This is a genomic window from Bacteroides intestinalis (genome assembly GCF_003464595.1).
Lineage (GTDB): Bacteria > Bacteroidota > Bacteroidia > Bacteroidales > Bacteroidaceae > Bacteroides > Bacteroides intestinalis_A.
On sequence record NZ_QRZF01000036.1, the window covers coordinates 1 to 21,834 of the forward strand.

Genomic DNA, 21,834 nt, shown 5'->3' on the forward strand with positions numbered 1-21,834 from the left:
AGAAATGCTCACAGCCGATTTCAAGGACAAACGCAACTGTTTCAATATCTCGGAAGGAAGTATTATCCCCTTGCTGTTTCCAATCTGAATAATGTTTGTTACCATAATGTTATAACTTTAAAATTGATTATCACAACACAAATATAGACAAAGTTATAACAATACCAAAAGAAAAGCCAACTTTTTTCCATTTTCACCGATAACCCGGCCAACGGCTGCACTCGTCGGGAGGCTAGTGCCCCCCTTGCCGTGCGGCGCTCCCCGACCTATGATTCTTATCATGTCTTGTGTCCTTTTCTCCGCTTCTAACAAACAAATCTGCATAAAATATAGATTTGCGTTTCCATTTGAATTTTAGTTATTTGATACCCTAACTATGAATAGCAAACAGATAACTGATTTTTAAAACAGCAGAATGTTTCTGTTTTATTAAAATAAAAAGGGAACAAATTTTTAAGGTAATACTTACGGAAAAAACAGACTTTATAACGTTTCTTTTTCGTACATTTGCAACAATATAATAAAAGCGAAACATATAATGGAGAAGCAAGGAGAAATCATACTATACCAACCGGATGAAGCTGTAAGGTTGGAAGTACGTTTAGAAGATGAAACCGTTTGGCTCACACAAGCGCAGATAGCAGAACTTTTTCAACGTGACAGAACCGTTATTACCAAACATATAAATAATGTTTTTAAGGAAAAGGAATTGGAAGAGAAAAGCAATGTGCATTTTTTGCACATTGCTAATTCCGATAAGCCTGTCAAGTTCTTTAGTCTAGACGTAATAATTTCAGTTGGATACAGAGTTAAAAGCGTAAGAGGTACGCAATTCAGGCAATGGGCAAATAAAATTTTAAAAGAATATTTATTGAAAGGTTATTCTATAAACCAACGGCTCAATGACATGGAATATAGAATGAACAATAGATTCTTCCAAATAGAGAAAACCATTGCTGAACATGATGCAAAGATAGACTTCTTTGTACGCACCTCATTGCCTCCGGTGGAAGGTATATTCTTTGACGGTCAGATATTCGATGCGTATAAGTTTGCTACAGATTTAATAAAGTCTGCCAAATGCTCACTTGTGCTTATCGACAACTATGTAGATGAATCCGTGTTACTCATGTTGAGCAAACGAAACAGTGGAGTATCAGCTACTATTTATACACAAAATAAACGCACAGCTCCAACTTGATTTAAACAAACACAATGACCAATATCCTCCCATTGAAGCTAGAACCTACAAAAGTAGTCATGACCGCTTCTTAATCATTGATAATACGGAAGTATATCATATTGGGGCATCGCTAAAGGATTTGGGCAAGAAAATGTTTGCTTTCTCCAAACTGGAACTTCCTGCCCATACGATAATTGATGTATTATGAAATAAGCTAATCACCCATGCGAGAAGCGGAAGAGAATATAAAATTCAAGATGGAAATTGACGTATTGGTTCCCATTCCACGTACTGTCACCCGTGATTTCACCAGTTTGAAGCACCTGCGTCAATGGCAGAAACGGAATGACATCGATGGTTCTCTTTACTGTTTTGCACACCGGGAATACCTGCTCAACGAAAAGGGAGAATGGGAACAATTTACCGTTATCGGCAAACAGGTAGTGACTATCGGAGAACTGGAAAGGCTTCTTTTGGCAATGAAGCAAAAGGGGTTCAACCAATACAGCCGTGAGGAATATGAAGAATTAATGTCTTCATATTTGAAAAAGTGAAGAATTAAAACCTTCATTACACATTTAAATACGAAAACAGGATGAAAATAGGATATGCCCGTGTTTCCACCAAGGAACAACATCTGGATATGCAACTGGAAGCGTTGAAGGCTGCCGGATGCGAGAAAATCTTCTCTGAGAAAATGACCGGACGTCAACAAAACCGCCCGGAACTGGATGCCTGCCTGAGCTTTCTCCGGGAAGGCGACACACTTGTCGTATATAAGCTGGACCGGCTTGGCCGTTCGCTGAAGAATATCCTTACGCTATTGGAAGATTTCAAGAATAGGGGCATCCAATTCACCTCACTGCAAGACAACATCAGTACGGAAGGCGCAATCGGCCAACTGATGAACAACATTCTCGGTGCTTTCGCTCAGTTTGAAAGAGACCTTATCTATGAGAGAACCCAAGAAGGCAGAAGAATCGCCAAGGAAAAAGGTGTCAAATTCGGCAGAAAGACACTTATCAACAAAAACAACATCGCCAAGCAGAAAAGCTGCATCCAACTCTATGAATCCGGAACGCCGGTAAGGGAGATACAGAAAATATTAAACATAGGCAGTAGCGGAACAGTATATCGCCTATTAAGAAGGAATGGAATTGCGCTGAAATCCGAGAACAAAAATAACAAATAACGAATAAACCTCTGCCCATCCTTCAAAGATGATTCTCAAAGATCGTCTGCAATTCCACCTCTCAGCAAGATTATAGGAAAGTCCCCTTCACGGGGACTGATTTTTTTTAATTTTAATACAATAACTCCATGCACTCCTGTACCGCTTTTTCCAATGCTTCTTCCAAACAACAAAAAGCGTCCGCATTACTTTCGGAGTCATACAACACATAATCTCCAGCCCTCACAACCACATGCCAGACCGCCACGTTTTGTTCTGTTTGAAACGTATATTCACGAGTCTGTATCATCCATTGGATACATGCTGCCAGTGTCGGGCACTCGCACATATACATCGGGGTATTCCTTCCCTCAATATCGGTGCGTAGCCTATCCTGTTTGTCATACCAATACTCACAAGGCACGTAATAGTATAATTCCTTCATCATAAGAGCTGTGTCGCTATTAACCAATCTCTCTTTGTTGATTTGTGTAATCAAATTTTCCATATTAGCATTATTTAAGTTGAACATCTGATTTATTCTTCAGCTAGATTCAAGACCTTTTCATTTTTTGTATCGGGAAGGTCTTTGGTCAGCCGACCTTTTTTTTGATGTCATTCCCCATCTGAGTTCTGAGCCTTTTTTCGGCATATCAAGGTCTGGATTGCAAGCAATAAGCCAAGTTTCACTTATGGAAAATGTCGGGAAGACACTTCTTCATCGTTATTTTCCATACAGTAAAGGCGCATGGCCGTAACTTGCCATTTGCGGAATCCCGAAACCTTTGCCGAGCAAAAAGCCGGACTCGGATCGGAGGAAAGAAGCCGGGGGAGGCAGCCCACAGAAAGGGCAATCCGATACAATCAAGAAATTAACCTGCTATACCCTTGTGCGAGTGAAATAATCCATCATAGACACTACATACCTAAGTAGTGGTATCAATACACCGATCACATATATCATAGCGTAGCCCAAAAGGACAAAAGGTAATGTTTTACGATAAAGACATGCAACAGCGAGCAATATAAACGAAAAAGAAAAGCCATAAACCCCATATTGAAAACCGGGTATCAACTCATAAACAGGTACGGGTTCCGGATGAAGCATGGCTCCGGCCACAATAGAATAAAGGCTGGTCAATAATATAAGCAGCGTATATAAGCAACTCTTAAGAATCCTGGGATCATTCCTTTTACAATAGAGAATCGTTCGGATATCACTTCTAAGAAACTCAATGCCCAGTAAGAGAGCCACCATAACGCCTGTATCAAAAGTAGAAAATACATTCATTCCGATCACCTTTGGCGCGAAGATATGTATTTATTCTGAAAAGCCACGTCTTTGCGTATTTTACGATGTCGCATCCGATAGTCCGGGAAGCATTTTTTTGGTTCTTTTTTGGGGTGACTGCCAAAAAAGAACCCCGAAGCCGAAATCCCGGGCAGACGGGATTTCTCCCGTCCACCTTACCTATTTTGCAATCTTCCCTCGTCCGCATAGCTATAATAGTTATTGCCTGCCACAATCACATGGTCAACCAAACGGATGTCTAATGTTTCAGCGGCTTTTTTAACTGCTTCCGTCAAGCGGTCATCCGCACTGCTGGGCTTGCGTGCTCCTGATGGGTGGTTATGTACCATGATAAAAGATACGGCGTTATAATACAATGCCTGCTTCATGATAACCCGTATATCCACAGGGGCGGTATTTATCCCGCCGCATGAGATACGGACTTTACGGATGAGTTTGGACGAACTGTTCAGCAACAGCACCCACATCTCTTCAGTAGCTATATCGCACAAAACAGGATGCATCATTTTATAAACATTATTGCTGGATAAAAGCGCAGGACTTTCAACTTGCCCTTCTTTCAGCCGTTTATATAGCTCAATCGCCGCATAAGCGACTTTTTTACGGCTGGGTGTTAGTGTTTCCAGTACATCAGACAAGCACAATCCTTCTATTTCCATCTGTTCATACTTATATTCTTCACGTTTCAGTTTCTCACTGTTCGTCAAGGTATAAATCAACTCGCTGTTTTCCATCACCCGATAAACGTCATTCACTTCAAATACGGTTCTCTTCGTTTTCATACTGCCAAAAATTAAAAGATTAATACTCGCAAACATCGCTTGTCGCCCCAACCATAAATTTTTCCTCAACTGATTGGGAACAGTGCATTGAAGAGAAAGCGGGAAAGACGGATCAGAACGGGATTGAACTGGTAAATACTACCTCCCGGAATGGGAGGATGGAGATTTGGCTTTTCAATATCGGGCGTTCCGGCCACGCCTACCTTCGCAATGTTCCTATCAGTTCAGGAAAAAATCATCATACCTCTCTTCCGGCATAGCCGGAGCGTAGAGCGTTAGGGATAGCAGGGAAAAGCCTGGAGGGTAACGAGGACTTGCAACGAATAGCCCGGTCAGAAGGGAACGCCCTGAAAAACTAATTCGGATACAGAAGATGAACAGAACCGCCTTCCAATCATATAAAAAAACGTGAAAATCAACACATACTTCCGAAAAATCTTTTTCCGAAAGTACGTATAGGGCATGTGAAGGGAAAATTTATTTTCCCAGTCATTTCTATGTTATCGCTTTGGGGATATTTAAAGGGGTTAGGAGTTTAGGTCTTTATTATGTATTTTGGTGGATGGTTTTACACAGCCGATACCTTTTATTTAAAAATTTCTCTCTTTTATTTCACTGATATACCGACATATAAAAAAAACAGGGATTACCTATTCCCTTCATTAACGGGTGGACGGTTTTACACAGCTGACAAGTGAAACCGGACGCTTTTACACAACTAAAGCAAAAGGAGTGGACGGTTCTACACAACTAGAAGCAACAAACGGGACACTTCTACACAACTAAAACAGGCAAAGCGGATGACTCCACACATCTAATCACCCCAATAGGGACACTTCTACACAACTAATTCTATAAAAAACCGTGAAACGTGGACGGTTCTACACAGCTGGATCGTCCATGTTCACCGCCCCGTCCGTCTCCGGAGATATGAACTCTTCAGGAGCAGGAGCAACTTCCGTTCCATTGGCACTCTCCAACTCTTCCTGTGCCCATCCTTCCGGAAACCTGCCGAATACAGCCACGAAATCACTGATATATATCTGTTTCTTCTTTTCTACGCTTTCCGGGGAGTTTGCCCATAAAAGGAACTCTTTATACAGTCCGGCATCTTCCTCCACCTCTTTGATCTTCTTCCTCCTGACAGCCATATCCGTGTCCGGGTAGGCAATCTCGACATACAGCCCAAGCAGGTTCTTATAGAATTTCTTCACCACGACAGCATATTGTCCTTCATCAAAATAGTGCAGCGTATGCCTAGGAAACGAGAACAACACGGTATATGCCCATCTCTCATGATCGCCTTTCACAAAAGAGAAATTGAAATTGGTATATTTCAGGTAAGTATTCATCTTTTTCAGTATCGAGGCGACCTTCTTTTTCCGGTCTTTGGGTTCGGCAATCTCTATGCCGAGCTTTTTAGCCAGCTGATCGACTGTCAGCACATAAAAAGGAGCCTCATTCTTGGTGGTCTTATACTTGATCAGGTAAACCATCTTGGAAAGTTCCAGATAGAAATAGCGGTAACGGCTGGGCAGGCTACGGTAATCCTGAAGTTCCAAGAGGTTATAGAGCGAGAACATGAAATTCTTTATCTCCGGGCTTACCACTGCCGAGTACAGCCTTTTCGTTGACTTCTTCGTCTTGAAATCGGTCATTATGTCGAAACGTTTCAAGATCTGCACGAAATTATAGGATGTACGGCCATCCTCGCCAATGGTCGGATAGCAGAGGTTCTCCAATCCCAGTTTATAGAGAGCCGCCTCAAAAACCGTCTCGATAGGATGGCTGATTCTCTGTCCTGCCGTGTCGGTACATACATATTCCGGCTGCATATTCTTTCCGAACATGGCCGCGAGCTGCCGGCTATCCAGCTTGCGCTGCAAGTTGGTACGGTCATACCCCATCTTACGGCAGAAGTCTTCTACGGAGAACCAGGAAGTCCCGAACAAGTCTTTGAGGTGATAGCTGCCCAGGTATATGATCAGATCGAGCATGACATTTCCACCGGCCTCATACAACCGTTCAATCAGCACGGAATTATAGCTTTCCCCAAGCACCCTAGGGACACGAATCAGTTCTTTTGCCATGATAATACTTACAAAATCAATCCTTTCTCTGTTTTCATTGCCACAAAGATAGGCATACCGGCCAACATACGCGTCATAATTATCAATCAGTTTTAACGGTATGACCGGTATGGGAAAAGGAGAAGTACTTTCCTGAAGAATGCTTTATCCGCCCTTCATCAGAAAGAAAGCATCTTACACCTGTACCCCATAGACATCCTATATTACTTTTTCAGTTCTTCCGATAAAAAGGAACGGTCTATCAATACTTGCACCAATGGTTTCTCTTTGACAAACTCATCAAGCTCACGCTTTATCAATTTATTGCCCAACCCTATGCGTCGTCCAAATTCCTCGAAATCCTTCCGCCCTACCTGATGAGCAATTTGACTCCACATTGTCATCTGTAATCGACTCAACCCTCGGTCTAAGGTGTAGATCGTTAGGTTATCAGTACAGCGAAATCATCCGTTCTCTCATGAGTATCTACTTCTGTGGTGGCTCATGTATTGAGGATGTCACTACTCATTTGATGAACCATCTCTCGCTTCATCCGACACTTCATACTTGTAGTTCTGATACTATCCTCAGAGCGATAAAGGAACTGACGCAAGAAAACATCTCATACACATCAGATACGGGTAAGAACTACGATTTCAACACGGCTGACACTCTCAATACTTTACTGCTCAATTGTATGTTTGCATCTGACCAACTGAAAGAGGGTGAGAAGTATGATGCAAAGCCTACATACAAGAAGTTCTCTGGTTATCGCCCTGGCGTGGCGGTTATTGGTGACTTGATTGTTGGCATTGAGAATAGCGATGGTAACACAAAAGTTCCATTTCATGGCACGTTTTCTCGCCATGGCAGAGCTTAAGTAAACTTAGCTCTGCTCATCTGGCTTAACGAAAACCTTCGTTTTCATCAGAAGGACACGCTGAAGAGGTTCTTTGAGAGATTTGAACAGAACAGGCTCACTATCAATCGTTTCAGAGCTGATTGCGGATCATGTTCCGAGGAAATCGTGGAGGAAATAGAGAAACACTGCAAGTCCTTCTATATCCGCACTAACCGCTGCAGTTCGCTCTACAATGACATATTTGCTCTCAGAGGCTGGAAGACTGAGGAAATCAATGGCATTGAGTTTGAATTGAACTCTATCCTTGTTGAGAAGTGGAAGGGTAAAGCATACCGACTTGTGATTCAAAGACAGAAACGGATGGATGGTGTGCAGGATCTTTGGGAAGGAGAATACACATACCGTTGTATCCTGACTAACGACTATGAATCTTCCGTAAGAGAAATTGTCGAGTTCTATAACCTTCGTGGAGGAAAGGAACGTATCTTTGATGATATGAACAATGGTTTCGGGTGGGACAGATTGCCCAAATCCTTCATGGCCGAGAACACTGTGTTCCTTCTTCTTACAGCACTTATCCGTAACTTCTACAAGGCCATTATCCAAAGACTTGACGTAAAGAGGTTCGGACTCAATGCAACAAGTCGCATAAAAGCGTTTGTCTTCAGGTTTATCTCTGTACCAGCCAAGTGGATCAGGACATCAAGGCGGTATGTGCTGAATATCTATACCTGTAACAATGCTTACGCAGATATTTTTCAGACTGATTTTGGATAACGCCTACAACTTATGGGTATGATACTGCGTATTGTCTCAAGTCGCATTGTGGGGTAAGGGGATGTTGTAGGCAGAAGTGGGTGTTTCTGCCTCAATTTATCTGATAATTCAGTAATGAGAGGACGTGTACACGCAAGAAGGACGTTGAAGGGCTTAGTTGCGGATTTGAGGCAGGTAAGAAAATACAAAGAATTAACAGCAACCGAGAAACTGAAATACCGTATCGCAGTGAAAATGACGGCAGCCGACTACTTCCGCCTGCTGACACGATCGCATGAGGCGGGCGTATCACCAAGCGAGTACATGAGGGAATGTTTCCGTAACGGTCATGTGAAAGAACGGCTGTCGGAGGAACATGCCGGATACATCCGCCAACTCTGCGGCATGGCTAACAATCTCAACCAGCTTGCGCGTAAGGCAAACGCCGGAGGCTTCCACGATGAACGGTGGGACTGCAAGGTGGCAGTGGCAAGGATTCATGAACTTATAACCAAGATAGGGATATGATGGCGAAAATCGTAAAAGGAAGCGACTTCAAGGGTGCGGTGGATTACATCATCGACAAGAAGAAGGATACGCAGATAGTAGCAAGCGAAGGCTTGTTTATGGAAAATCTGGAAACTATCGCCATGAGTTTCAATGCCCAGTCACGGATGAACGATAAGGTGACAAAACCTGTCGGACATATCGCGTTGAGTTTTTCCAAAGAGGATGAGTTACGGCTGACGAACCGTATCATGGCAGGCATCGCGCTTGAATATATGGAACGGATGGGAATCAAGAATACGCAGTTCTTCATCGCCCAGCATTTCGACAAGGAGCATCCGCACGTGCATATTGCTTTCAACCGCATAGACAACAACGGCAATACCATATCGGACAGGCACGAGCGTCTGCGCAGTACCCGCATCTGCAAGGAATTGACCTTGAAATACGGCTTGCATATGGCTGGCGGAAAGGACAATGTCAAACGCAACCGCCTGAAAGAGCCAGACAGGACGAAATATGCGCTTTACGACATCATCAAAATGGAAGTCGGCAGATGCGGCAACTGGAACGTGCTTATCGCCAACCTGAAACGGCAGGGAGTGGAAGTACATTTCAAGCATAAGGGGCAGACCAGCGAGGTGCAGGGTGTTGTATTCTCCATGAATGGCTACCATTTCAACGGCTCCAAAGTGGACAGGCGTTTCAGTTATTCCAAGATTGACGCGGCTTTGCAGCACAACAGATGCAGGGAACGTATGGGAATAACAGCCGGAATATATGAAACGGCTACACCAAGCGCACCGTCCGGCACGGCACAAAGCGAGTTGTTCAACGGCTCTTGGGGATTGCTAAAAAGCAGTGGCTCATCTTATAACACTGCTGATGCGGAAGCCAATCAGGAAATGGTGGATATACTTCGCAGAAGGAAGAAAGTTAAGCGCAAGAGAGGTGTTGGGTTCTAATATTCTGTACTAATCCAATTCTCACGACACTTGCGCTCTATATTCATTCGGAGTGTAACCTACCTCTTTCTTGAACAGTCGGGTAAAATGTTGCGGGTACTGAAAACCGAGATTATAGGCGATTTCATTAACGGTGTCGTCTGTAGATGCAAGTTCCGTCTTGGCTATTTCAATAGACTTGTCATGAATGAAATGCAGGGCGGTTGAACCTGTTTCTTTTTTCAATAAATCACTGAAATAGTTGGGCGAGAGGCAGAGCTTGTCTGCACAATACTGTACAGTGGGCAAGCCTATCCGTTTAGCAGCCCCATCATGGAAGTATTCGTCAAGCAACCGCTCAAATCTTGCGAGGATGTCTCGGTTTTGGTTGTCGCGTGTGATGAACTGACGGTCATAGAAACGTGTGCAGTAATCAAGGAACGTCTTGATGCTGTCTGTGATGAGGTTCTTGCTGTGACGGTGTATCGGATGGTTCAATTCATATTGAATCTTGTGGAAGCAATCCATGATGATTTGCCGTTCTTCCACACTAAGGTGCAATGCCTCGTTTGTCTCGTAGGAAAAGAACGAATATTCACGCATTATCCGCCCGAGAGGTGTATTCCGCAGCAGGTCGGGATGGAACATAAGCAGGTAGCCATCTGGTTGGAACTGCATGCCGTCATCTTCCGCACCGAACACCTGTCCGGGCGCGATAAATATCAGTGTGCATAATTATTCCTAAGTCTGTGAAACCGGAACGCATGAAGCAGAATCTCGACATATTAGACTTCACCCTGTCGGCCGACGACATGGCACGGATAAAGACGCTGGATACCGACAAGCCTTTCTTACTCGGCTCGCACGAAGATCCAGAAATCGTAAAATGGTTCATGCAGTACAAAAACGCCTGAACATCAACAACCATATTTCGATAGCCGCTATCGACTATATTAAGAAGTTATTCGTATATGCCTTTATTGTAATCCGTCATGTACTGAGTAAATGTTTTGCCTGTTTGCTGTTTGAAGAAGCGCATGAGATGGCTCGGATCAGAGAAATTGAAATCATCCGCCATTTCACTGACAGTGCGGTTGGAGAATAGCAATTCGTTCTTCAGTTCCTCAAGCAGACGTTGTTTTATCAAATGGGTAGCTGATACTCCGAATTGGGCTTTTACTGAGTTATTGAGTGTGATGCGACTGACATGAAGCATGTCTGCATATTCCTGCACCCGCTGGTGGGTGCGGATATTCTGTTCCAACAAGTCCTTGAACCGAAAAGCGAAATTGTTTTTAGCAATTTCAGCGGGCAAGCAATAGGCGGCAGCGTATGTACGATTGATAATCAGCAAAAGATAATATAGTAAGGAAACAATGATATTGTACGTATCGGACACTGGATTCATCAGCTCATACTTAATCTTTCCGAGCAGCCGCATATATTCCTTCATTTCGTCATGTGTGGCATTGATGTAAGGCGGCGTATCTGTCTGGTAACAATACAAAAGGCGAAAAACGAAGAACTTGTCGGCGATAAAAGTACGCATGAAATCTTCGCGGAATATAAGGAACGTGTAATCCAACGCCGTCTCATCTACATGCCACTCTTGTTGCTGATGGGGTGAAAGCAGGAGAACCATGCCGTCGCGCAGTTCAATCTTGCGGAAGTTCAGTAGCAAATATCCGTTTGCCTTACGGAAAAAGTAGAAGCTGAAGAAGTCTGTCTTAAACCGCTTGTTTTCTGTCAGCACAAGTCCGATGTCCTTGTTTATGGCAGTATTGATGTAAAAATCCACGCCGCAGCGTGTCTTGTTGAACGGTACGCTGACCAGTCGATCAGGGTTGATTATCTCGTCCATATCCTTGTCGTTTTTGCAAAGATAATAATTTCATTTATCAAAATGGCATAATTACCGTTTTTTCAGGCATAGATGTTTCGCCGGATTCTTCCGAACTTTGCACCCGTAATCAATAACAAGACATATAGTCATGAAAAAGACATCCACAGTACAATTGGTGCGCAATGCCACCTTGAAAATCAGGTATGCGGGACACACCATGCTAATTGACCCCGTTTTAGCCGACAAAGGCACTTTGATATCGGCCCTCGGTGTGAATAAAACACCGAGGGTACACCTCACCATTCCTATTCAGGATATTATCGGAGGCGTGGACATGGTGCTCCTGACCCACAATCACATCGACCATTACGAGCCGAGTGTCCCCACACATTTGCCCAAAGAAATTCCTTTCTACGTTCAGCCCCAGGACGCGGACGCCATCAGAAACGACGGATTTACAAATGTGATACCCATCGAAGAAATAAAAACAATAGACGGCATATCCATTTACCGCACGACCGGACATCATGGTTTCGGGCAGATCGGGCAGATGATGGGACCTGTATCAGGTTATGTGCTAAAAGCCGAGGGCTTCCCGACCGTTTATATAATGGGTGACTGCCGATGGGAAGCATGTATCCGAGACACCGTGGAACGGTTCAATCCTGACTATATCGTGGTAAACTCCGGAGGTGCAATCTTTCCCGAATTTTCCAAAACGGACGGTCCTATCATCCCCGACGAGAACGAAGTGATGCAGATACTTGACGAATTGCCTTCGCATATCAAGCTGATAGCCGTACACATGGATGCCATCGACCATTGCCAGACCACCCGTGCAATTCTGCGCAATGAGGCAACGCATCACGAAGCCGACATGAGCCGGCTGATTATCCCGGAGGACGGAGAAACAGTTGTGTTATGAGTGTCTGCATTAAATCCCTGATAAAAAACATGAACATAGTGGTAGGGTGCACTATAGGATGCCCTTACTGCTATGCCCGTAACAACTGCCGCCGTTTCCACATTACCGACGACTTTTCCGTGCCTGAATACATGGAACGAAAACTGCGCATCATCGATACGTCCCGTCCTCATGTGTGGCTCATGACAGGAATGAGCGATTTCTCCGATTGGAAGCCTGAATGGAACGCAGAAATTTTCGAGCGGATCAGCAGCAATCCCCAGCACGCCTATATCTTTCTGACGAAGCGCCCTGACAAAATCAGTTTCTCCTCTGACGACGAGAACGTATGGATGGGCGTGACCGTCACGCGCAGTTCCGAGAAAAGGAGGATTGATGATTTGAAAAAGAATATCAAAGCACGACACTACCATGTCACGTTTGAACCTCTCTTCGATGATATCGGCGAGATTGATTTCGAGGGAATTGACTGGATTGTCATAGGCACAGAGACCGGAAACCGAAAAGGAAAGTCATATTCGCGCCCCGAATGGGTGCTTAGCATTGCAGAACAGGCAAAGGCTCATGGCATACCGGTGTTCATGAAAGAGGATTTGCTGCCGATTATGGGCGACGAAAGAATGATTCAGGAATTGCCGGAACAATTTACCAGACGAATACAATGAATATGGATACAATAAAGGAAATAGATGTAAAGAGTGTAATGACCAAATCCTCTCTGCCGGTGGGAGGATATTCGGTCAACCCTTATGTAGGGTGTCCCCACGCCTGCAGGTATTGCTACGCATCGTTCATGAAACGGTTCACCGGGCACACCGAGCCGTGGGGTACGTTTTTAGATGTAAAAAACTGGAAGCCGATAACGAATCCTCATAAATACGACGGTGAACGTGTTGTAATAGGGTCTGTGACGGACGGTTACAATCCGTATGAAGAAGAATTCCACCGTACCCGAAGGCTGCTCGAAGAGCTGCGAGGAAGCGATGCCGAGATTATGATATGCACAAAGTCCGATCTTGTCCTTCGCGATCTCGACCTGTTGAAGAGTTTTCCCAAAGTGACTGTGTCATGGTCTGTCAATACGCTCGACGAGCAGTTCTGCGCAGATATGGACAACGCCGTAAGCATTGAACGCCGTCTGAAAGCGATGCGTCAGACATACGAGGCAGGTATCCGCACCGTATGCTTCGTCTCGCCCATATTCCCCAGAATAACAGACGTAAAGGCAATAATAGAGGAGGTAAAAGATTATGCTGATTTAATCTGGCTTGAAAACCTGAATTTACGCGGGCAGTTCAAAGGCGGGATAATGACGTATATCCGTGAGAAGTATCCTGACCTCATACCGCTTTACGAGGAAATTTACAATAAAAAAAGGCTTGAATACTGGCAGGCATTGGAGCAGGACATTTCAAATTACGCCAAGGAGCAGGGCTTCCCGTATCGTATAAACGATCTGCCATACGGACGCTCGGAAAAAGGCAAACCTGTCATCGTAAACTACTTCTACCACGAAAAAATACGATTGACAAAATGAGGCTATGCCGGACTGATGCAGAAAAGTTGTAGCGCGGATAAAAGCACCATGTATGTGGATAATATCCGGCAATCTTCCGAGCGTATGCGGGAGATGCTCAACACGCTGCTGGATTTCTTCCGTCTGGACAACGGCAAGGAGCAACCCAACCTTTCCCCTTGCAGGATTTCCGCAATCACGCATATTCTTGAAACGGAGTTCATGCCCATTGCCATGAACAAGGGGCTGACTTTGATAGTGGAGAGCCACACCGATGCGGTGGTTTTGACCGACAAGGAACGTATCCTGCAAATCGGCAACAACTTGTTGTCAAACGCCATCAAGTTCACGGATAACGGTAGTGTATCATTGGCAGCGGATTATGATAACGGTTTGCTGAAACTTATCGTTGAAGATACCGGTACGGGCATGACCGAAGATGAGCAACAACGAGTATTCGGTGCATTTGAACGTCTTTCAAATGCCGCCGCAAAAGACGGCTTCGGATTAGGCTTCCTGCAACCAGCCGTTATCCAACAGCCGGGTTAAATGCGTCCTCCCTATCTCGGCCGTCCCTTGCAGGACGACACAGCGGTCTTTCTCCTGGAGCTTTCTTAATTCCTCCAGTGAAGCCGCCATTTTCTCCGCCATTGTTGCCATAACCGTTTTTATTTAGATTCTGATTATTTTCGTGCAAATACTCGTTTTTAGACACGTGTAAATACTCGTTTTTAATTATGTGCATTTACTCGTATTTGTTGCAAAAATACAATATTTGTTCCGATAATCAGCTACTAATGAAGTCTTTTTTTACTTGTTGTATCGTTGAAACGGCCTTTCCCGTGAGCTTCGCCACGTTCCGGATCGAGTAGCCTTTCTTTAACAAGGCGATCGCCTCCCGGTATTCCTCTTTCCTCTGTTCGGCCGTTTTCCGGCTTCCCGGCTTCCGTCCCAGCCTGCCCCCTTTCTGGATGTACAACTCCCGTCCGCTATTAAGGCGGTCGATGATCCCCTGGCGTTCGATTGCGGCCAGTTCCCCCAATAGGGTAGTGATCAGAGAGGACAAGGGGTTTACCGTCTTGTCCGGCCGTAACGTTTCCAGGTTCAGGTTTTGAATATACACGCATATTTTATGCGTGTGCAGCGTATCGAGTGACTTTAGGATCTCCAGGGTTGAACGCCCCAGGCGTGAGATCTCGGTCAGCAACAACATATCCACCCGGTTCTGCGGATCTGTGCAGTATTCCAGGCAACGGCTTAAAACCGGGCGTTCGATATTGGCCTTTCGTCCGCTTATCTTTTCCTCAAAGACCGCCGTCACCTCGTACCCCCGTCCGGCTGCGAACCTCTCCAGATCGACAACCTGCCGTTCGGTCGATTGCCTGGCCGACTGCGAGCTTACACGTGAATAAATAACCACATTCATCCCTTTTGCTTTTGTTCTTCCTTATCTATTGTTTTAATCACCTTATCCACCTCTTTCAAGGAGGCATTATTTCCGGATCTATCCAAAAAAGAAATTCGCTAATTAACCTATAATTACTATCTTTGCATTGTAATGCTTGGTAAAGCCTCTGTTATCAAAACACGTAACCAAGTCAAGGATATACCCGTTCATCAAGAACGGGTTTTTCTTTTGCGACAGCCCATTCATAAGACAAAGGATATTATAACAGGTCAGTAATCACAGCCGCCGGAATATCCAGCTTTGAGAAAGCGAACATCTTTTTCCCCAGATCCTTTAACGAGGCTCCGATATGGTACACGTCCGTTTCATCAACGATCAGGAAACGGTCGTGACTGTCCCGGTACGTCCTGATGTCGATAGGTGGGTACTGGCTGTTATGCCTGTCAAGATCAAGTTGGAGTTGCTGCGTGATACGCTGGGTGTAAATGGTGGCCGAGACACCGACGCTGCGTTTACTCAACATGAGCAAGACCGTTTCGTCCACATAGTTGTCGATAAGCACGATCGAACGCCTGGCCGACTTTACCAGATCGGTAGCGAACTTGTACGCATCGAAAATCTGGCCGTTATAAAAAATGCCTTCGACCGGGGGCAAGGCAGTACGCACAAAAAAATCTATCTTCTCGGTATGTTGAGCGACAGTCCTTTCAAGTTCTGACAAACGTTTATTAATGGAATACCCTTTTAAAAGATAGTCCTTTAAAACCTTATTCGCCCATTGCCTAAATAAAATACCTCTTTTACTATTGACACGAAACCCAATGGATATGATCGCATCCAAATTGTAATAAGTCAGATTGCGCATCACTTGCCGTTTGCCTTCCTGTCGAACTGTTCGGAAATCCCGAACAGTTGAACTTTCCTCTAATTCTTTCTGATCATATATGTTTTTTATATGCTCGCTTATATTTGCTTTGCTGGATTGAAAAAGATCCACAATTTGCGCCTGTGTCAGCCAAACGGTTTCATCTTCCAGCCTCACTTCCAACTTGACCGCTTCATCCGGCTGGTATAATATGATTTCTCCCTGTTCCATTACTTATTTACCTTTTCTTAATTCATCAAGCCTCTGCATCGCACCGCTGAACTTCTCACTAAACATCATATCATCGGGCAAAACAAACCAGGTGGGAATACCTCTCGACTGTGGATTACCTATACATTCATCTTGCCCGTTCTGTTTGCGGTAATCGTCCCATTCACTATAAGCGATGTTCCAACGAATACCTAATTTATAGGTATTTTCCCATTTAATAATAGCCAGTGAATAGGCCGGATCATCTTTGCCGTCATAAATCACTTCTACAACTTCAACCATCCCTTTAGGGGAATTTATAAACTTCGGATTTTTATACGAATAAGTGCTCATGTCTTTTATTTTTTATTTATAGCACACAAAGATACTCAAAAACAAATATATACATATATACATACGTATGATTAACGTATAAAAACATTTATGGTTATTCTAATCTTTGATTAATTCCGGTACAGAAACAAAACGTACCGAAAGGTGGAAACCGGATTTATTTCGGTACGCTTCCCCGATCGGCACAAAAAACACGCAAAAAACGAAAAATACTACTTTTAGTATTTTAGTATATTAGTTTTTGACTATATTTGCGGACATGACAACCATTTAAAAAACTGAATTTATGAGCAAAGCAAAAGTAATCTCCGTATTGAATCACAAAGGGGGAGTAGGAAAGACTACAACCACGATCAACCTGGGCGGCGCGTTACGTCAAAAAGGGTACAAGGTTCTTTTGATCGACCTTGACGGACAAGCCAACCTGACTGAATCGCTGGGCTTCTCTGCGGAGCTTCCCCAAACGATCTACGGCGCGATGAAAGGCGAATACGACCTGCCGATCTACGAGCATAAGGACGGCCTTAGCGTTGTTCCCTCCTGCCTGGATCTCTCGGCCGTTGAAACGGAGTTAATCAACGAGGCCGGGCGGGAACTTATCTTAGCCCACCTTATCAAGGGCCAAAAGGAAAAATTCGATTATATCCTGATCGACTGCCCCCCCTCGCTGTCGCTGCTCACGCTTAACGCACTGACGGCCTCGGATCGGTTGATTATCCCGGTTCAGGCTCAATTCCTGGCAATGCGTGGAATGGCCAAACTTATGCAGGTCGTCCACAAGGTGCAGCAACGTTTGAACTCGGATCTTTCGATCGCCGGGGTCCTGATAACCCAGTACGACGGAAGAAAGAACCTGAACAAGAGCGTTTCGGAACTGGTACAGGAAACATTCCAGGGCAAAGTGTTCAGCACCCATATACGCAACTCCATTGCGCTGGCCGAAGCCCCGACACAAGGGCAGGATATTTTTCACTATGCCCCCAAATCTGCCGGGGCAGAGGACTACGAAAAGGTATGTAACGAACTGCTAACAGAAATAAAGTAACCATATGGCAAAGAAGAACGATTTAAAAAACAGTATGTCGGCCGGGCTGACCGGGGGATTAGACAGCCTGATCCAATCCACGGCCGGGCAAAAAGAGGCTCAAAAGCCGAAGAAAGCGAAAACCGTGCATTGTAATTTTGTCATGGACGAAACCTATCACCAGAACTTAAAGCTGATCGCGATCCGCAAAGGCGATTCGCTAAAATCGGTATTGCAAGAGGCTATATCTGACTACTTGGATAAAAACAGTTCCCTGCTATAACAGCGTATCGGGAATATACAGGGCAAACACTCCACAAAAGAAATTCTCCAGGAAAAAGGTACGCAAAAAGCACCCCTACACATCAAAAAGTATATTGAAAATGCGATTCCCTATAAAGAACCCGTTGGCAGGATTAATCTTGCGTATGTTTAACCTGCCAACGGGTACGATATTAATAAACGTTTGGATTAAGGTTGGGGTTGGACGTTTACGTCTTTATCTGCATCAACCCAGCCTGTTGTCTCTGCATTAAACTGGATCGGATTCAACACAGCCACTCCCTGATCAGTATAACCACCACCGAAAATCAACGTGTAGATATGACGCTTGCCCGCTACCCATGTATCTCCGAACGGAACATAAATTGTTCCGTAACTATCTGCTGAACCCAACAGATAACCTCCGGACTGCTGGATTTTGCAGGTGATCGACAGGTAACATTGATGCGCACCGTCGGCTTTTATCTTGGTATTGGTGGCTTCTTCGGAAACTTTCCATGCTGTCAGCTTCTGTGGTATATTCAGCATAGGAGTTTTTTCGGAAATATCGGTAGCTGTGGTATTACTATTGACCTCGATGGATTTGCCTTGCACTACGGTAATAAAACCTCCTCCTGTAGAGCTTTCAGGCCAATCACCCACAGCCCAACTTCCCGTTCCATCGGCTGTCGCAGGCAATGTGTAGACGCCGCCCATTTTTACATTAAAAATCTTGATGTCCTTTATATTCACCTGCATGTTATCGTATTCGGTCTTTGCTTTGAATACGACCTGTGACAGAATATGCTTGAAGTTAAATTTCACTACTCCGTTGTTCTTGTCTTTTGTCTGGCCTTTGGCTATGGCATACATCACGTCGTAGTTTTCATGAGCATTGATACCAGATCCATACTCATCGGAGCAGGAATAAGTTATCTTTTGAGTATCCTTGGTGGCTTCCCACATATAACTCCACTGCATGGCTTCATCAACCGTTCCGGGATTGAATGCGTAAAAGTCCAAAGCCTCGGTAGGCCAATAACGAAGGTCGCTCGCATTTTTATAATCCCACTTACCATTATTGTACACGATATTCACTCCGTCATGTCCAAAATCCGTGTCTACCTTTCCCATGAAGGCAGTACCATCCGCCGTAAAAGCGAACACGTCGAAATCGGTGTTCTTCAAGTTGGTGTTGGTAGTAGGGGTAGCCCTCGTTTCCGCCGCATTACTTAACACGTTAAAACCAATCGCATTCCGTGAGGAGGTTTCCACATTCGCAATCTCCTCGTCTGAGCAACCCATGAGTAGAGCTCCAAAGATTGCCCAAAGCATTACTGTACTTTTTTTCATAAATAAAAATAAATCAAATTGATACATATAATTAATAAACTCATATTACAACACTATATCCATATTCACATCATCCCAATCATCAACGTCCACATCAAATCCCGCACCGTCACTTCCCGGCTCGGATGGAACCTCATAATCAAAATTCAACACCAGATGCACATCACCGACATGCCCCACTACCGGGACATCATGCACTTGGCCGCTCACGTCCTGTTCCAATACAGACATGCTGCCTGAACGGTTCTTGAGATACAACCGGAAAACATTGGGCTCTCCTTCAAGTGCGGAATGTCCAAACGTATAGAATCCGCCTATAATCTGATTCCGTGAAACCATTCCATCAAAGAGCAGGCTCTCCGAAAGACCGGCGGGCAAACTGTCGGCGGACATGTTAAGCGAGCCGGACATGCCGGAAAGAGCGGCCCGCAAATCCGCCACCCTATCCAGTCCCCGAAGACCGTTCACCTCATACGTGTAGTGACATACCATGTTTACGGGAGTCAGCCGTACTATCTCCGCGCTTCCTCCCGGAATGTCCTTGAGGATAACTTCGTCTATATGGTCGCCACACAGCCAAGGTGGGGTGACAGCCATTGTCCGGTTATCCGGCGACTGCACATCACGCGTATCGGCAGTAAAAAGCGTGTAACTGCCGTTTTCTTTCCAAACCATCCCGTCGGTATCGTAGTTGAAGCAAATTACCCGGTAATCATTCTCGGGAAGCTCCACTTCCCCATCCTCTCCTCCGGGGAAATCAAATATCCACGTGTTGCTTTCATCGTCGGTCGGATAAAATACGACCCTCATGCCTTCAGGCTTGTCATGATTAGAAATCTTGGTCCAGTCGAATATTACCCGCACCGTGGCAAAGTGCGGATGATCGTAACATAAATCCTTATGCTCACAAGCCGTCAGTCCTATCCATAAAAATATGAACACCAGACTAAAGCGTATCCGTATCACTGCCTGCCTCCTTTCTTCCGGCTATAATTCCCCCGCCCGATCAACCACACCAAAGAGATACCCGCCTTGGTCGGGCCGAACCAGCGGCGGTTTTTAGTGGTCTGCCATACATAGTGACCGTCCAAAGGGATGTACTCCTTGTACGATCCTCCAAGGTAGCCGATTCCCAACGTGAAATCCACATTGAACCGATGTCCCACAGGTAACGAGTAGCCGTAAGCCACGCCTCCCCCGTAACTCCATTTATCCCCCAAGTAACCTTTCCCACCCAATTCGAAATCATAGGTGACGATCTGCCCGTACAATCCGACATGATGCCCGGAAAACGGTTTTTCCACCGCTCTCCGACCGAACCAGCGGCGCAACTCCACATCTCCCCCATAGATACGCCAATAATTATGCTTCCGATCACTTTTCCACCAGGCATACATCCAATTCCCGGCCACAGACCAGTTCTTCCCCAAACAGAACTCAACCCCGATGTCAGGTATCAAAACAGCGTCATAAAGCAAGTTTGTTTTCACCGCCATGCAAAACGGCCGTTTCTTTACCGGAGCTATGACGGTAACGGTATCACGGATGCACAACGTATCACGTGTATGTATATATACCGTATCTCTGACGGGATTTATCGGATCACTATCATAGCATATTTTCACCATCGACGAACGAAGTTTCGGAAAATGGAATTTATACAAATATGAGTATGGCCTCCCCCCTTTCAGTCTTTTCAGTTCTCCCCCCCAATAAGGGCTGTCCTGGTTTTCCAAACGTACGATCTTCTCCAACAAACGAAGGACATCCTCCCTCTCCGGAACATTCACATCCGCTCTCACCATCGTTATAAGTCCGTTCCAGTCGCTTCCCGAAAAATGAAAATCCCTCTCCAATACCGGAATCTTTATATAAGGTGATATATACCGCCACAAAACCTCTGCTCGTTTTTCAGACAGCCTTCCATTCAACAGCCCCCCTCCTTCCGGGGAAGCTCCTCCTATTATTTGAATTTTCCTGATAAGACGGACGGAGTCGTTCAATGCGGAACAGATTTTAGCAAACCGCTCCATCTCGTTCCCATTGTCAAGTAAACATGTATCTATATTTACCTTTCCTTGATGAAAATAGATCCTTACCGAATCACGCTTCTCCTGAGCGGATATTTCTCCGCTTATACTCAACACGAGCACGAACAATACACATTTAATATAAAAAAACATCTTTTCGTCATTTAATCATTTGTTAATATGACAATCCAAACCCAGGCTTTTACACCCCCTGAATTTCAACCGCTAAAGATATGCACTTATAAACCAACCTCCAAAGCAAAAAACAAGTATTTTAAACTTATAAATACTTAAAAAGACAACCACACAACAGCTACAACACTTACCACAGCAGCCAATCACGCTTACACAACAATTAAAAACACTTAACATCATAAAGAAAAGTACTTAAACATACAAAAAAAAAAAAAAAAATCTGATTATCCGTTTATGCACCTGTTATATTCGCAATTACTAGTC

The 21,834-nt window shown here is 44.6% G+C and carries 24 protein-coding genes and 3 pseudogenes; 13 read left to right on the top strand and 14 right to left on the bottom strand.

The window, feature by feature from the left end:
• Window positions 1-105 (bottom strand): AbrB/MazE/SpoVT family DNA-binding domain-containing protein (locus DWW10_RS26625; RefSeq protein ID WP_476375028.1); only part of this gene is annotated, 105 nt, incomplete at its 3' end.
• Between the two features lie 433 nt (window positions 106-538).
• Here DWW10_RS26625 and DWW10_RS25005 point away from each other — a divergent pair.
• The 3 genes and pseudogenes from DWW10_RS25005 (at window position 539) to DWW10_RS25020 (ending at window position 2,375) form a co-directional block, all read left to right on the top strand.
• Window positions 539-1,391 (top strand): annotated as a pseudogene (locus DWW10_RS25005) (virulence RhuM family protein).
• Between the two features lie 16 nt (window positions 1,392-1,407).
• The gene (locus DWW10_RS25015) at window positions 1,408-1,737 is read left to right on the top strand and encodes a hypothetical protein (RefSeq protein ID WP_005868780.1); all 330 of its coding nucleotides are present in this window, start codon (window positions 1,408-1,410) and stop codon (window positions 1,735-1,737) included.
• A 41-nt stretch (window positions 1,738-1,778) separates the two neighbouring features.
• Entirely contained in the window at window positions 1,779-2,375 is a 597-nt protein-coding gene (locus DWW10_RS25020; RefSeq protein WP_005868781.1) for a recombinase family protein, read from the top strand.
• A 112-nt stretch (window positions 2,376-2,487) separates the two neighbouring features.
• Here DWW10_RS25020 and DWW10_RS25025 read toward each other — a convergent pair whose 3' ends face one another.
• The 5 genes from DWW10_RS25025 to DWW10_RS25050 form a co-directional block, all read right to left on the bottom strand.
• Window positions 2,488-2,886, bottom strand: coding sequence for a hypothetical protein (locus DWW10_RS25025; RefSeq protein WP_005868782.1), 399 nt, complete (start codon window positions 2,884-2,886; stop codon window positions 2,488-2,490).
• 348 nt (window positions 2,887-3,234) lie between these two features.
• Window positions 3,235-3,645: a hypothetical protein gene (locus tag DWW10_RS25030; RefSeq protein WP_005868783.1), complete on the bottom strand. Its 411-nt coding sequence runs from the start codon at window positions 3,643-3,645 to the stop codon at window positions 3,235-3,237.
• 176 nt (window positions 3,646-3,821) lie between these two features.
• Window positions 3,822-4,448 carry a JAB domain-containing protein gene (locus DWW10_RS25040; RefSeq protein ID WP_005868785.1) on the bottom strand — a complete coding sequence of 209 codons (627 nt, stop codon included), beginning with the start codon at window positions 4,446-4,448 and terminating at the stop codon, window positions 3,822-3,824.
• 881 nt (window positions 4,449-5,329) lie between these two features.
• Entirely contained in the window at window positions 5,330-6,538 is a 1,209-nt protein-coding gene (locus DWW10_RS25045; protein WP_005868786.1) for a hypothetical protein, read from the bottom strand.
• Window positions 6,539-6,741: 203 nt separating this feature from the next.
• Window positions 6,742-6,915, bottom strand: a complete 174-nt coding sequence (locus DWW10_RS25050) for a hypothetical protein (RefSeq protein WP_224201638.1) — start codon at window positions 6,913-6,915, stop codon at window positions 6,742-6,744.
• On the opposite strand from DWW10_RS25050, the pseudogene DWW10_RS25055 reads away from it, so the two are divergent.
• The 3 genes and pseudogenes from DWW10_RS25055 to DWW10_RS25070 all read left to right on the top strand — a co-directional run.
• A pseudogene (locus tag DWW10_RS25055) lies at window positions 6,897-8,156 on the top strand (IS1380 family transposase); the annotation flags it as partial. The gene DWW10_RS25050 and the pseudogene DWW10_RS25055 sit on opposite strands and share 19 nt — an antisense overlap.
• A gap of 114 nt (window positions 8,157-8,270) precedes the next feature.
• The gene (locus DWW10_RS25065; protein WP_005868789.1) at window positions 8,271-8,663 is read left to right on the top strand and encodes a MobC family plasmid mobilization relaxosome protein; all 393 of its coding nucleotides are present in this window, start codon (window positions 8,271-8,273) and stop codon (window positions 8,661-8,663) included.
• Window positions 8,660-9,607, top strand: coding sequence for a relaxase/mobilization nuclease domain-containing protein (locus tag DWW10_RS25070; protein WP_005868790.1), 948 nt, complete (start codon window positions 8,660-8,662; stop codon window positions 9,605-9,607). The genes DWW10_RS25065 and DWW10_RS25070 overlap by 4 nt, the downstream gene beginning before the upstream one ends.
• Before the next feature lie 21 nt (window positions 9,608-9,628).
• Here the strand turns inward: DWW10_RS25070 and DWW10_RS25075 are convergent, their stop codons facing one another.
• Complete coding sequence (locus DWW10_RS25075) at window positions 9,629-10,288, bottom strand: helix-turn-helix domain-containing protein (RefSeq protein ID WP_004329304.1); 660 nt, start codon at window positions 10,286-10,288, stop codon at window positions 9,629-9,631.
• A gap of 23 nt (window positions 10,289-10,311) precedes the next feature.
• Here DWW10_RS25075 and DWW10_RS25935 point away from each other — a divergent pair, with 23 nt between their 5' ends.
• The gene (locus tag DWW10_RS25935; RefSeq protein ID WP_005775886.1) at window positions 10,312-10,500 is read left to right on the top strand and encodes a hypothetical protein; all 189 of its coding nucleotides are present in this window, start codon (window positions 10,312-10,314) and stop codon (window positions 10,498-10,500) included.
• Window positions 10,501-10,547: 47 nt separating this feature from the next.
• On the opposite strand, the gene DWW10_RS25080 is transcribed toward DWW10_RS25935, so the two are convergent.
• Window positions 10,548-11,447 (bottom strand): helix-turn-helix domain-containing protein, encoded by a 900-nt coding sequence (locus tag DWW10_RS25080; RefSeq protein WP_004329302.1) that lies wholly within the window; start codon window positions 11,445-11,447, stop codon window positions 10,548-10,550.
• Between the two features lie 130 nt (window positions 11,448-11,577).
• Here DWW10_RS25080 and DWW10_RS25085 point away from each other — a divergent pair, with 130 nt between their 5' ends.
• From DWW10_RS25085 to DWW10_RS25100, 4 genes and pseudogenes are all read left to right on the top strand, one after another.
• The gene (locus DWW10_RS25085) at window positions 11,578-12,354 is read left to right on the top strand and encodes an MBL fold metallo-hydrolase (RefSeq protein WP_004329300.1); all 777 of its coding nucleotides are present in this window, start codon (window positions 11,578-11,580) and stop codon (window positions 12,352-12,354) included.
• A complete protein-coding gene (locus tag DWW10_RS25090) occupies window positions 12,351-13,019 on the top strand; it encodes a radical SAM mobile pair protein A (protein ID WP_004329299.1) in 669 nt (222 codons plus the stop codon). Before DWW10_RS25085 ends, DWW10_RS25090 begins: the two co-directional genes overlap by 4 nt.
• Window positions 13,016-13,891, top strand: a complete 876-nt coding sequence (locus DWW10_RS25095) for a radical SAM mobile pair protein B (protein WP_004329298.1) — start codon at window positions 13,016-13,018, stop codon at window positions 13,889-13,891. Before DWW10_RS25090 ends, DWW10_RS25095 begins: the two co-directional genes overlap by 4 nt.
• Window positions 13,892-14,383 (top strand): annotated as a pseudogene (locus DWW10_RS25100) (sensor histidine kinase); the annotation flags it as partial. It abuts the gene before it with no gap.
• 274 nt (window positions 14,384-14,657) lie between these two features.
• On the opposite strand, the gene DWW10_RS25105 reads toward DWW10_RS25100, so the two are convergent.
• The 3 genes from DWW10_RS25105 to DWW10_RS25115 form a co-directional block, all read right to left on the bottom strand.
• Window positions 14,658-15,296, bottom strand: a complete 639-nt coding sequence (locus DWW10_RS25105) for a recombinase family protein (protein ID WP_007564634.1) — start codon at window positions 15,294-15,296, stop codon at window positions 14,658-14,660.
• Between the two features lie 241 nt (window positions 15,297-15,537).
• The gene (locus DWW10_RS25110; protein WP_007564633.1) at window positions 15,538-16,374 is read right to left on the bottom strand and encodes a virulence RhuM family protein; all 837 of its coding nucleotides are present in this window, start codon (window positions 16,372-16,374) and stop codon (window positions 15,538-15,540) included.
• A 3-nt stretch (window positions 16,375-16,377) separates the two neighbouring features.
• Window positions 16,378-16,707 carry a hypothetical protein gene (locus DWW10_RS25115; protein WP_007564632.1) on the bottom strand — a complete coding sequence of 110 codons (330 nt, stop codon included), beginning with the start codon at window positions 16,705-16,707 and terminating at the stop codon, window positions 16,378-16,380.
• 286 nt (window positions 16,708-16,993) lie between these two features.
• On the opposite strand from DWW10_RS25115, the gene DWW10_RS25120 reads away from it, so the two are divergent.
• Window positions 16,994-17,752: a ParA family protein gene (locus DWW10_RS25120; protein ID WP_007564630.1), complete on the top strand. Its 759-nt coding sequence runs from the start codon at window positions 16,994-16,996 to the stop codon at window positions 17,750-17,752.
• A gap of 4 nt (window positions 17,753-17,756) precedes the next feature.
• A complete protein-coding gene (locus DWW10_RS25125) occupies window positions 17,757-18,014 on the top strand; it encodes a hypothetical protein (RefSeq protein ID WP_005648607.1) in 258 nt (85 codons plus the stop codon).
• Between the two features lie 188 nt (window positions 18,015-18,202).
• Here DWW10_RS25125 and DWW10_RS25130 read toward each other — a convergent pair whose 3' ends face one another.
• From DWW10_RS25130 to DWW10_RS25140, 3 genes are read right to left on the bottom strand one after another with little or no spacing between them, the layout of a single operon-like run.
• A complete protein-coding gene (locus tag DWW10_RS25130; RefSeq protein ID WP_181993203.1) occupies window positions 18,203-19,345 on the bottom strand; it encodes a fimbrillin family protein in 1,143 nt (380 codons plus the stop codon).
• Between the two features lie 45 nt (window positions 19,346-19,390).
• Entirely contained in the window at window positions 19,391-20,311 is a 921-nt protein-coding gene (locus DWW10_RS25135) for a DUF5119 domain-containing protein (protein ID WP_005868808.1), read from the bottom strand.
• Window positions 20,308-21,528, bottom strand: coding sequence for a DUF3575 domain-containing protein (locus DWW10_RS25140; protein ID WP_009276883.1), 1,221 nt, complete (start codon window positions 21,526-21,528; stop codon window positions 20,308-20,310). The genes DWW10_RS25135 and DWW10_RS25140 overlap by 4 nt, the downstream gene beginning before the upstream one ends.
• Between the last annotated feature and the right edge of the window lie 306 nt (window positions 21,529-21,834).